The organism is Halanaeroarchaeum sp. HSR-CO, assembly GCF_024972755.1.
In the GTDB taxonomy this organism is placed as follows: Archaea; Halobacteriota; Halobacteria; order Halobacteriales; family Halobacteriaceae; genus Halanaeroarchaeum.
In genome coordinates, this window is record NZ_CP087724.1 from 770,044 (window position 1) to 782,539 (window position 12,496).

The window sequence follows — 12,496 nt, forward strand, 5'->3', positions numbered from 1 at the left end:
CCAGTTCACATGCGGTGAGAGCCCCCTGCCACATTGTTCATTTATTATAGTGTGCTCTGTTTCCGGTCGATTTGCTCGAGTGCCTCCCTGTCGGCCTGTATCACGATGGATCTACGCTCAATCCACTACTGCGTTTTGCAAGGGCCAAAACTATATGCTGGTTCACTGAGTAGACATCGATAATGACGCCAGCAAAGGACCGCCGGCACGTTCAATCGGTCGTGCACAGCGTGAAAATTCTCGAAGAATTACAACAACCAGGGGGCGTTACACTTTCGGAGATCGCGGAAGCGGTCGGTCTTGCACCCGGCACGACCCATACGCATCTCGAAACGTTACGGGCGCACAATTTTGTGGTCAAACGGGACGGTGAGTTCTTTCTCAGTCCCCAACTCATCACGTTAGGGGAACGCGCTCGGAGCCAGGAGCCAATCTATGAAGCGGGAAAGAAAGCCATCCAGGACCTCGCCAGCGAAACCGGCGAGGCCGCCCACCTTATTCGCGAAATCGATGGGCGAGTGCTTCCCGTCTACGAGGTTTTCGGGGAGCGTGCCATCGGGGTCGATTACCACGTGGAGAAACGCGAGAGACTCGTCAGACACCTTCACTGCACAGCTTCGGGGAAGGCATTACTCTCCAAGCTCCCCCCAGAATACGTCGAAGAAGTACTCGAGACCCAGGGATTGGTCACGAAAACCCCAAATACCATTGACGATCGTGAAGCGTTGTTCGAGGAACTCGAGAGAGTCGAAGAGCGCGGATTTGCCATCGCTGATGAAGAGCAGATGCTCGGGATTCGAGCAGTGGGTGCACCGATCATGCGCATAGACGGTTCCGTCGCTGGGGCTATCAGTGTCTCCGGTCCGAAGTCACGATTACACGGTGCGTATCTCCGAGACGAACTCCCCGAATTAGTCCTTGAGGCTGTAAACGTTACCGAGATCAATCTCAACCGGGATGATTCGTCCGTTGCGGACTCACTTTGAGCAGGTCGTTTTCTCACTATTGACTCAGCTCCGCTACGTGTCCGAGGAAATACCTTTCCAATCTTAGCATGTAAAGGTTTCCGCCTTCGGGGACCGCACTTCATCCAGCGGTAGCGGCTGGGTGGTCCGTGCGCGATACGACGATCTGTGGTGTGGCGACGAGAGCCGCTCGACGCCGCAGCATACATCACAGTACCTGCAAATCATTCGACACATCATCGTATTCCGACGGCTGTCACAATCGAAGCTACGTCTGATTGGCTGCCGAAATGGTTCAGGTAACCCTCCAGATGTATCACCGCGAGATTTTCCTGGACGGCAGCGAGATCGTCCTACCACGAGTTCGCCCGTTTGTTCAGATCCGGGAGTTGGGTCCGGACAGTCTCCATTCACCAGTGCTGAGTGTGCAGGGCTTCTCGCTTCGCTTCCAGCGGTCGTATGGATTTGCCAATCCCCGCAGTGTCTTTTCCCCGCACGAGAGTATCCCGATGGCTGTCTCCTCCGTTTTCGTTAGAGAATCGAGTGGAAGTCACGCAGTTGCCCCTTCGATATCACCCACATGCTGCATTTCGATACTGGGGGTGAGCGCTTCGAGTCTACCGTACGCCTTCGTTCAAGATTGGGGGTTTGAACGGTGTGATTCTTCTGGAACCCTTTCCATGCTTAAATTGTAAAATGTACTATCACCAGCACCGTCCGATCCCCCGGTACACGTGTCCCGCACCAGCACTCATTTTCGATGTACTCCCTGCGTGACCCATCGTGACGAGGCCGTCATTTGGGTCTGATACGGTGTACTCGTAGCTGGCCAGGGTCCCTCTCGACGATCCGCTAGTAGCTGTATGGCCCATTTCCCTGAACGGCCCAGGGTGGACTTGCCGACTGCCAAGTAGTAGCCGATGAATTATCTACACTCCTCATCCGTTTCGATATCGAATCGAAGTTCCCGAAATAGTATTGAATCTGGTAAAAATATAAAACTATCAGATAAAGTAATCAAAAGATGTCTCTAGATTCATTCGAAGGCTACACAGTGGGCGGTTCCATTTCCCAGGGGGGGGGGGGTCCACCGAGATCGATCTGGGTTGAACTTCTCAAATTTGTGGCGGCTTTTGACTCGATAATGTTCAATCCACTCGAATATCGTGGATATATTAGGAAACTTCGATTTATTAGCTACCTATGTGGGTCAATTGCTACAAATAGTGATCAAATGTCAGAACCGATCGTGCTGAAAGTGGCCTATAGCAACACCGGAGGTTGTTCAACAAGCTCAATATATTTACAAAAGTCGAAACAAAGGCAAAAATCCACGAATTAATGACCATAATCTAATTAATAGGGCTCGAACGTCTGTTCGCTTTCGCCTGGTATGCCGAGTGCGAACCGTTGGTCTCCCTCCCTCGATAGAACGCGGAGCGCGCAGGTCCACGACTATATATCAAATTACGAGTATACAAATAAATCAGAGAAAAATTTGACGCCAACTAGGTGAACCGTCACTCGGTTTTCCCGCCCGAAGTTGACATTTGCATGGCGATGGCAGTCCCTCGCATTCTCGTTGTCGGCAATGTCTTGGATGGCTAGCCAATATCCGATTTTTGCGAGCTCCATTTTCATCCAGGGCCGGACGCTGTCCGTCCGAGGGCATTTCCCATCACGACATGGGGATATCCGGGGATCGCGGGTTGAAACTCCGAATATCGGGCGAACTCTTCCAGATCGAGAACGTAAAATGACGATGTCGTCGGATCGAGACAGGGGCACCCTTGTCCCCCGAGGGGTACCAGCAAACGATGAGTGCAGTGGCTGAGGACGCTACTTCAGACCAGATGGGTGTGCTGGCTGAGAGAACAAACGACCATAGTCGCCCCAACGCGGAACGCCCAACGAATCGAGAGATCCGTCGCGATGCCAGAAAATCGATTTCCGAAGACGGACACACTCCGGGGATGCATTTGAACGCCGTTTACCCAGGGCTCGACGGCTCTGTTAACTGGATAGTGGGCGCTCGAATTTGACAATCAATCGGGGCGTTGCATGTGATCTCTGGCCCGCATTTGAAGCTGTGATATGGAAACCGGGTCAACTGATACCCGTTCCCCATCCGCAGTGAAATACAGGCTCGCGTCGACTGACCGGTCCGGATATGTAGACGTGAGAACGTGATAGTAGACGCTCAACTGGATCCTGTATTCGTCGACGGCCCGGCGGGTCCGATCGGTCTTGTAATCGATGATTTCCACGCGATCCAAAGTTACGTGGACGAGGTCGACGATCCCCGAAATCGTCACTCGCTGGTCGTCAACCGTTAGGGGTACCGTCGCTCGCTCTTCGACGAACAGTTCCCCGTCCAACGAGTCGATGAGATCCCGGACTCGTCGCTCGTGCTCGTTTTCAGCTTCGCCGGCTTCGTCGAGGGCGTATTGCTCGGCGAACTCGTGGACTCGGGAACCAAAATTGACCCCACCGTCTCCATTGGACGTCTCGCCATCACCCGATTCGTCGAACACCGAATCGTCCATCAGGTCGTGGGGCGTCAGCCCGACGGGGCCGTCCGGGGGCGAGACGGTGAAGGGAAGTTGCGCCTGGGTCGTCCGCTCCCTGGTGACGTTGGCGACGTCGGGATTCCCCGCCTCCAGCGCGACGGGGAGTGACTCGAGGAAGCTATTCGGGTCCTCGCCACCGGCGAAGACGAGATGCTGTTTCGCCCGGGTGATGGCGACGTAGAGGAGTCTCCGCTCTTCGTCGTACTCGTCCGGCAAACAGTGGCGGAGCACGTCGTATCGCCAGTTGTCGTAGACGTGGGGATACTGGCCGACCTCCGCGTACTCTTTGCGCTGCCTGAGTCCCACGGATTCCTCGTACCGGATGACCTTCGAGTCGCGGGTCGAGGGCGGGAATCGACCCTCGTTCATGTTGGCCATGACGACGATGGGATATTCGAGTCCTTTCGCCGCGTGGATCGTCTGGACGGTGACGGAGTCGTCGCCGGCACTGGTGTGGACCTCGTGGGTCGCCCCGGTGTCGATTGCTCGGGTGATGAAGCGGATCAGATCCCCGCGGGTCAACGTCGTCGCCTGGTGGACGGACTCGATGGTGTCCAGGATCACGTCCGCGTAATCCCCGTGGTACCCATACCGATCGAAGACACGGCGGGCGACCGACGCCACCGTGTCCATCTCCGCCACCGTCGATCGGAATGCCGCCATGTCGGTCGGGTAGTCCCCCGTCGAGAGGATGTGGTCGATTTCGTCGAGCGTGTACCCGGCCGCTTCGAGGACGACCGCCCAGCCCCGATCGGCGTCCGATTCGAGAATCCGGAGCCAGGCGAGCAGCACTTTCGCCGGGTCGGTGCGGAATAGCTCGACACCGCCATCGTAGGCAATCGGGACGTCGTACTGGTCGGCCACCTGGAGCAATTCTCTCCCGAAATCCCTGGTCCGGGTCAGTACAGCGATGTCTCCGTATTCCGGGGCCCGTGGATTTCCATCGTCGTCGGCGACCGGATAGTCGTCGTTTCCGACGATGGTCTGGATCTTCGAGAGGACTGACTCGTGTTCGTCCTCGTGGTGAATCGCTTCGATGTGGGTCTCGTCGAAGGGGGCGGTACTCGAGAGGGCGTCCGCATCACCGAGCTCCACATCTTCGACGTCTTCGGTGTCGGTTGCGGGGACCGTGAGCGCGTATTTCGAGAAGTCGAGGATGGATTGGGTGGAGCGGTAATTCTCGGACAACCTGAGTGGGGTGACCTCGGGGGTCTCGAATCCCACTCTCTTTGCGTCGTCGTTCAACGCAGCGCTGAACCGTTGCAATCGCTTCTCGAACTGTCTGATGTTGTCGACGTCCGCGTACTGAAAGCTGTAGATGCTCTGTTTCCAGTCGCCGACGACGGCGAGGTTCTCGGTGCCGGCGAGCAACAACCCGAGTTTGAACTGGATTTCGCTGGTGTCCTGGAACTCGTCGACCATGACGTATTCGAACTCGAGTCGCTCTCGGAGGTCGTGGTCTTCCAGGAGCAACACGTACGCCAGCACCTGCAGGAATCCGAAATTCAGGTAATTTCGGCCGAGCGTGAATTCCAGATATTCGAGATAGACGTCGTGGACGAACGCTTTCAGCGTCTCTCGATCCCCGTCGAACACGCGCCTTGCGACTGCCGAATCGATCTGCTTCGTCCCGCGCCCTCCGCGTAGTTCTCCCGTGTCGGGGGCGTCCGGGAGGTACGTCTTGTTCGTCCCGAAGCGTCCCAGCTTTTCGCGGAGTTCCGATTGCTTCCGGCCCCCGTTCCGGGGCTGGTTGGCGGCTTCGAACTGGCGCTCGAACGCCTCGAACGCGCCCTCCAGGTGGGCTTCGGAGTCACGATACCACCCCTCCCGAGTGGGGATGACGCCCTTCGAAGCGAGTTGTTTGACGAGATCGAGGAGATCGAGGTGGTCGTCGATTGCACGAAACTGATCCGCGTACTCCGGGTGGTCGTCCTGGAATCGCCCGACGAACTCCCGGAACAGTTCGTTCTCGACGAGTTCGTCTTCGATGAGTCGGGTCGACCCGGTGATGCGGTCGTCGATGCCGAGATGCACCGGGGCGGCGTACCCGTGTTCGTCGAGTACGTGGTGTGCGTGTGAGTGGAAGGTCCGGATCGGGGCGTCGGCGAGCTCCTGAAGTCCGTACCCGGAGTGCTCGACGATCCGCTCTCGCATTTCGGTGGCCGCACTGTTGGTGAACGTGGCGAGGAGGACGTCGTCCGGTTCGACATCCTCTTGGTCGATGATAGTGGCGTACCGCCGCGTCACCGCGAGCGTCTTCCCCGTGCCTGCCCCTGCATCGACGAGGTAGGTCCCTTCGGTCTCGTCGATGAGCCGCCGTTGCTGCTCGTTCGGTTCGAGGTCGCTCATCGTTCACCCTCCAGTAGCAGGTCCCGATAATCGATCCGCCGGTAGTTGGGCTCTCCGCCCGGCCCCTCGATCGGGAATCGCCCTTCCCCGGATCGATACGCGTTGATCTCCTCGATTCTGTCCTGAACGAACTCCTCGACTGCATCCAGATCCTCTTCGAAAAACGCCCGCCTCCTGATCCCGTTCAGCGCTCGGATGGCCTGGTCTGCCCCCTTCTCCGTGTCGACCTCGTCATTCGTCGCCACATCGACCGCAGCGGTGAACGTCTCGGCGAAATCCGAGGACCGCAGCTCGTCTTTCTCCGTCGTATCAGGGAATTGGCGGTCGGACAGTATCTCGCGATACTGCTCGAACCCCAGGTCCGAGAACGTCTCGACGCAATCGTTGTAGCCATCGAGCAGGGCGTCGTACGCCGCTCGAGACCCGACGAATTCGTCGAAGGTCTGGGGGTAGTAGGTGACGGTCGTCATCGCGTCGTCCAGGGTTGTCTCTCCTGTGACGGCGTCGTCCAGGGTCTCGAGGAAGTGGAAGAAGGTGAACTGGATGCGCTCGTCCGGTTGCTGTGTTCGGAAGTACGCGAGATACAGCGCGGCCTGGAAGTTTGGGGTATCGGCCGGCGGATCCGTTGCTGCCCGCTTGACGACCTGGTAGGCCGACTTCTTCGACCCGCTCTTGTAATCGACGTTATGCGTGGGCGAGCGGACCAGGTCGATCTTCCCGTTCACGCCGATATCGAGCGCCTCGAACCAGCGCTCGGTCAGTGGCGAGTCGATCGGCTTGTCGAAGTACTCCGCGAAGAAGTTCGACCCCCACCCGGAACTCGGGGTGAGGAAATCGTGATCCTCGGGGCCGTATTCGTCGAGGTATTCGACGATCGTTTCGAGACCAATCTGGTACTTGCTCCGCCGCAGCGGCTCCTCTGTGTCGCTGAAAAAGGGCTGGACGGTGTCGACCATCACGTCGACGATTTCGTCGAGCTCGTCCGTTCCGACGCACTCGGGATGGTTCGCGTAGAACTCGGCGAAGTCGTGGAACAGATTCCCCTCCTGGAAATGGTCCTCGTCGGGGGTTTCGAGTAAGCGACTGAAGCAGTAGTCGCGGGGGCTGTTGACGTAGCTGTTCAGACTCGACTGGCTGATCGTCTCGATGGTCGTCGTGTCGGCGTCGACCGGCGACCGGTTGAACCCCGCTCCCTCCGTCCTCTCGATCCGCGAGTGAGCCAGCGAATCGAGGTCGCTGAAGCGCTCGAACTCCTCTTCGAGGAGTTCGCCGAGGTACAGCGGTGGCGTTACCGGCTGGCCGCCCGCGGTATCCTGCACGAGATAGTACTGCTCGCTGCCGCTCTGCACGAGGAGCTGGAACTGTCGGATGTACCGCTCGTACTGGGCCTCGGCGTCGACCCAGGGTCGATTCGGTGCCGAATGCGTCCAGCCGTCGTCCATGCCGAGGAAGAACACGACGGGCCGATCGACGTATCCGGCCGACGTCGCGTCGGCGAGCAGAACTCCCTCGTTCTCCCGATCGATCGGAACGTCGTAGGTCTGGAGATAGTACGCCAGATCCTGGACGCGCTGCTCGGTGGGTTCCTCGTCCAGGAGACCGAGCTCGTCGAGTTCGGCTCGCAGTGCATCGAGCTCCTTGCCGGCCTGTCGTTCGAAGGAAGCGAGTGCCTCCTCGAAGCTTTCCGATGCCGCTCCGCCGGTGAAGGTGGTACACCAGTCCAGTTCCGGATGGTCGACTTCGCTGATCCGCTTTTGGTCGTGTTCGACCGGGACGTCGATCCCCAGTTGGGTGCAGATCGGGGTGACGTCGCCGACCGTGGTGTCGGAGCCCCGGTGAGCTACGCGGAGCAGCCGGAGGAAGGTCCGGTGGTATGGGTCGTCGGCGAACCCTGGGCCGCCGTAGAAGGGGATGTCGGCCGCTTCGAGGGCCGATTCCACGAGCGAGGAGTAGCGACTCGATCGGTCGAGGACCACCCCCACGTCGTCGGCGTTCTCCGGGGTCACGGTGTCCAGGAGGGCGTCGACGATGTCGCTGGAGCCGTCGAAGACGTGGAATGGTGGCAGTGAGAATGCCTCCTCGGTAAAGAGGGCGACGCGGTCGGCGTCCGGCGGGAGGATGGACCGCTCGAGTTGGGTTAGCTGGTCGTAGCCCACGACGGCGACCGACTGGTCTGCTGGGGTCTCGTACTCCTGCAGTTGCCCGGAGGTGGTCTGGAGGTCGCGGAGGACGTCGATGACCGCTTCGGTCGTCTCGTCGACGAAGGCCGGGTACGCTTCGATCGCGGTGGCGCTCCCCTGGTGTTCCCAGCACTGGAGGACGTTCCCCACCGCGTAGGCGATGGCTTTCCAGGGGTGGTCCGTTCGGTCGACGAGTTCGAGGAACGCGGTGCGATCCTCGCTTGCTTCGCGTCGGCCCGTCGCGAGGCGGCGAGGTGTGGTGGCGAAGGTGCCGAAGTGTGGTGCGTCGAGGCGGCGGTTGAGGGCGTCTGCGAGTGGATTGTTGGGGACGATGACGAGGTCGTGGTCGGCGACGTCGTCGTAGATGGATTGGAGGGGGCGCAGGCGTTGGATGGGCACGTGGTGGACTGGGTGGGTGGGTTGGTTAAAGATGTGGGGCGGGTATTTGTGGTGTTCTGAAGAGCGGGAGGGGTTGGTACTATTCGATCACTTCCGAAAGCCCCCGCCCGCTCGCCTCCCGCGGCTCGTTGCGCGCTTCGCTCCCTCCGGTCGCTCCAGTGCTTACGTCGCCGGGGTTCGGCGACCGGTCGGCCCCTTTCGAATTCCCAACCCGTGTTCTATTTTCAATGTCGTTCCAGGCAAAGAGTTTCATCCCTTGCACCAGTCGTGGGCGTAGGACCGGTGTGACCGGATATGTATCAATACGAAGCCGTGAAGCAGGTGATGAAGGATAACGGTGGATACGCGACGCTAAAGCATCTGTACGAGCACGCGCCACACGTCGAAGGGAGCGAATGGGGGACGAAGACACCGAACGCCAGCATTCGTCGGATTGTCCAGCGACGTGACCCGTTCTTCAAGATTCGCCCCGGACTGTGGGGCCTGGAGGAATTCCGCGAGGAGTTGCCCGAGCACCTCAATACCGAATCGGTCTCTCCCGAGAAGGAACAGCAGTACGATCACACCTATTACCAGGGATTGCTAGCCGAGGTCGGGAATATGCGGGTTGCGGAGACCTGGATCCCGTCACAGGACAAGAACCAGGCGTTTCTTGATCAGACCCTGGCTGACGTCCGCTCGCTAGATAGCATTCCAGAGTTCGGGTACGAGGGGATGGTTCGTCGAGCCCGGACGGTCGACGTGGTCTGTTTCAACCACCGTCGGATGCCGGACAGCCTGCTGGAGGTCGAATTCTCCACGGACTTCCAGAACTCGCTTCACAAGTTTCTCGACCTGCAGGACTACTACGCGAACTTCGTCATCGTCGCCGACGAGACGCGGAAGGACCAGTTCGAAAAGCGACTGGGCCAGAGTGGATTCGAGGTCATTCGAGACCGTGTCGATTTCCTGAATTTCGATGAGGTGGTCAGGCTCCACATGGCGACGGACAATGCAGAAGGGATCGTCCCGCGGTTATAAGTGTCACTTAATACGTTACTTGACTCTAACTTGGAATTCGAAGGACACAGTATGAATTGCGTTGGTGTCTAGAGTGATACTGAGACGTCTAGCTTTTCGAGCTCTCTTGAGGTCTGAGTTGAGAAAGATTGAGGGAATATTGAGGCGAGTAAACGGTGACATCTGCGAGAACTTGCTGAAACTTACGCTCCCGATACATCAGGAAAAGACCCAGAAGCGACCCACTGAAGCATATGTTCGAAACCATATGGTTGAGTGTGGGGCATCCGGCGACCGAGTGGTCCGAAGGACCCGGTGGGTCGCCGGTTTTCCATCAGAGCAAGCTCTGATGACGTCTCGCTCACAGTGTTCGCGAGACCACCGAGCGCGAAGCGCTCGGGCGTCACGGCGTCGCCGTTCACCCTAATGAGACCCTCCTTCGGAGCGTCTCGCGGGCGACGAACCCCCGAAGGGGGTGAGGAAGCCTTTTCGTGTGCTCACGAAGCGAAGCTTCGTGGGATTCAGCAGTAGCTTCGCTCCTGCGCGACAGATTTTGCAGGCGGAGCGAGTGTTAGCGAGCGAAGCGAAGCAAAAGGTGCATGGGTTCGGCCAGATTCGAACCAGAGGAAGACTCGCTTCGCTCGTCTTCCAGGGTTCGAATCCGCTCACCCATTCTCACACGGTGCCGCGCCGAGCGCAGGCAGCGCTCGTCGCTCAGTACGTGAGAAGTGGGTTCGGCCAGATTCGAACCGAAGCCAGACGTGCTCGCTTCGCTGCGCGCGACTGGCAGGGCTCGAACTGCCCTCACACGTACGTCTGCCGCTTGCGGAATAGCTCGCGGCAGAAGTAGTGGGTTCGGCCAGATTCGAACTGGCGGCCTCGTCCTTGTAAGGGACGCGTCATAACCAACTAGACCACGAACCCACACGCGAAACCAACCGGCGGCCGGCAAAAACGTTTGCCCTTCCGGCTCGAACCCCCACTCGATGCCGTCACGGACCGCCATCCTCGTCGCCGCTCTCCTGGCCCTGGCACTCCTCCTCGCCATCCCTGCGGCCGGCCCGGAACCCGGCACCGAGAACACCGAGGCCGACACCGTGACGGTCCTCGACGAGTCCGGCGACCCACTCGGAACGGTGACCGTCATGGTCGCCGATACCCCAGACGAGCGCTACACCGGACTCAGCGACACCGAGTCCCTCGACCCGAACGAGGGTATGCTCTTCGTCTTCGACTCAGAAGCAGAGCGCGCCTTCGTGATGCGCAATATGTCCTTCCCGATCGATATCGTCTTCGTCGACGCCGACCGCACCATCACCGCGGTCCACCACGCCCCAGTCGAAAACGACGACGGTCAACTAACCCGCTACCGCGGCCAGGGGAAGTGGGTCCTCGAGGTCCCATACAACTGGACGACCGAACACGACGTCGAGGTCGGCGACCAGATCCGCATCGACCACGCGAACGAAACCGACCAACCGACCGGGTCGACAGCCACGTAACCACCCGAAAACAGTTGAACGGTCACCCACCAGGGTGGGAATACGAAAGGGGCCGACCGGTCGGGGAAGGCGCGGGACGCAAGCACCACGACGAGCGAAGCGAGTGAGGAGCGCAGCGACCGCACCGACCCGAGCGGGAGGGGGCTTTCGGGGGTAGTTGTTCTCCGGGTAGCTCCGTGGCGGTTCCCGGAGCCAGTGGCGCGATGAGCTGAGAATCGGGGGCTTTCGGAAGTGGTGTCTTCCTCCCGTACACCTCTACAAACCCGCTAACCGAGCCAGGATTTCCACAACCTAACCCACTCCTACCAGCTGAACACCTCGCCTCCTCGCCAATCCTTTTCCCCACCACGACCCCACATTCACTATGGCCCTCCCGGGTGACGAGGACGACCCGTTCGAGACCCAGCGGGAGCGAACCGACAATCCGATGGGTCGACTCTTCGTCGAGTACGGCCGGGACCACTGGGGGTACTTCGTCGTCGGGCTCCTCGCGAGCGTCGTGGCCAGGGTGCTCGATCTCATGCCACCGGTGCTACTCGGCGTCGCCATCGACGCGGTCTTCCGGGACGACGTCGCCTTCGGCAGTCGATTTCCACTCTCGTTGTTCCCGGCGAGCTGGTATCCGGCCACCCAGGAGGCACAGCTCTGGTTCACCATCGCCGCCATCGCGGCCTCCTTCTTCGGCGGTGCGGTCTTCCACTACGCGCGCAACTGGGGGTGGAACGCCTTCGCCCAGAACGTCCAGCACGGGGTACGCACCGACACTTACGACGAGATGCAGCGACTCAACATGGGCTTTTTCGCGGACAAGCAGACGGGAGAGATGATGTCTATCCTCTCGAACGACGTCAACCGCCTCGAGCGGTTCCTCAACGAGGGGATGAACGGGGCGTTTCGCCTCTCGGTGATGGTCGTCGCCATCGCGGTCCTGCTCTTCGCGATCAACTGGCAACTGGCGCTGGTCGCGCTCGTCCCGGTCCCGCTCATCTGGGCGTTCACGTACCTCTTCGTCGAGCGCATCCAGCCGAAGTACGCCGCCGTGCGCGCGGCCGTCGGCAGTCTCAACTCCAGACTCGAGAACAACCTCGGCGGCATCGCGGTCATCAAGGCGTCGAACACCGAATCATACGAATCGGGGCGCGTCGACGACGCCTCGATGGAGTACTACGACACGAACTGGGACGCCATCAGGACGCGGATCACCTTCTTCCCGGCGCTCCGGGTGCTGGCGGGGATCGGCTTCGTCATCACCTTCGCCGTCGGGGGCGTCTGGGTGTTCTCCGGGACCGCACCGGGGCCGTTTACCGGCACCCTCCAGACCGGTGCGTTCGTCACCTTCATCCTGTTGACCCAGCGGTTCATCTGGCCGATGGCCCAGTTTGAATCGGCGTGGTCTGCACCAATCGGGTTCGGGGTCCCGTCGACGGGGACGCGGGCGGTCCCGTAGGTCCCGTAACGACCAAACCGACCGACAGCACCGCCCGACTCCACAGGCGGCCCCAGGACGCCCACCAAGGCGTTTCTCCCGAGAC

5 protein-coding genes, 1 tRNA gene and 1 pseudogene are annotated in these 12,496 nt (G+C 59.8%); 4 read left to right on the forward strand and 3 right to left on the reverse strand.

All coding sequences use genetic code 11. From position 1 onward, the window contains the following. Window positions 1–182: 182 nt before the first annotated feature. Window positions 183–986, forward strand: coding sequence for an IclR family transcriptional regulator (locus HSRCO_RS04030; protein ID WP_259519126.1), 804 nt, complete (start codon window positions 183–185; stop codon window positions 984–986). A gap of 2,024 nt (window positions 987–3,010) precedes the next feature. Here the strand turns inward: HSRCO_RS04030 and HSRCO_RS04035 are convergent. Then, window positions 3,011–5,884: an exodeoxyribonuclease V subunit beta gene (locus tag HSRCO_RS04035; protein ID WP_259519127.1), complete on the reverse strand. Its 2,874-nt coding sequence runs from the start codon at window positions 5,882–5,884 to the stop codon at window positions 3,011–3,013. Next, complete coding sequence (locus tag HSRCO_RS04040; protein ID WP_259519128.1) at window positions 5,881–8,463, reverse strand: PD-(D/E)XK nuclease family protein; 2,583 nt, start codon at window positions 8,461–8,463, stop codon at window positions 5,881–5,883. The genes HSRCO_RS04035 and HSRCO_RS04040 overlap by 4 nt, the downstream gene beginning before the upstream one ends. 294 nt (window positions 8,464–8,757) lie before the next feature. Here HSRCO_RS04040 and HSRCO_RS04045 point away from each other — a divergent pair, with 294 nt between their 5' ends. Further along, window positions 8,758–9,483 (forward strand): hypothetical protein, encoded by a 726-nt coding sequence (locus tag HSRCO_RS04045; RefSeq protein WP_259519129.1) that lies wholly within the window; start codon window positions 8,758–8,760, stop codon window positions 9,481–9,483. An 829-nt stretch (window positions 9,484–10,312) separates the two neighbouring features. Here the strand turns inward: HSRCO_RS04045 and HSRCO_RS04050 are convergent. After that, window positions 10,313–10,386 (reverse strand) — tRNA-Val (locus HSRCO_RS04050). 62 nt (window positions 10,387–10,448) lie between these two features. Between HSRCO_RS04050 and HSRCO_RS04055 the strand changes: the two genes are divergently transcribed. Both HSRCO_RS04055 and HSRCO_RS04060 read left to right on the forward strand, forming a co-directional pair. After that, complete coding sequence (locus tag HSRCO_RS04055; protein WP_259519130.1) at window positions 10,449–10,964, forward strand: DUF192 domain-containing protein; 516 nt, start codon at window positions 10,449–10,451, stop codon at window positions 10,962–10,964. A 364-nt stretch (window positions 10,965–11,328) separates the two neighbouring features. After that, window positions 11,329–12,345 (forward strand): annotated as a pseudogene (locus HSRCO_RS04060) (ABC transporter ATP-binding protein); the annotation flags it as partial. Between the last annotated feature and the right edge of the window lie 151 nt (window positions 12,346–12,496).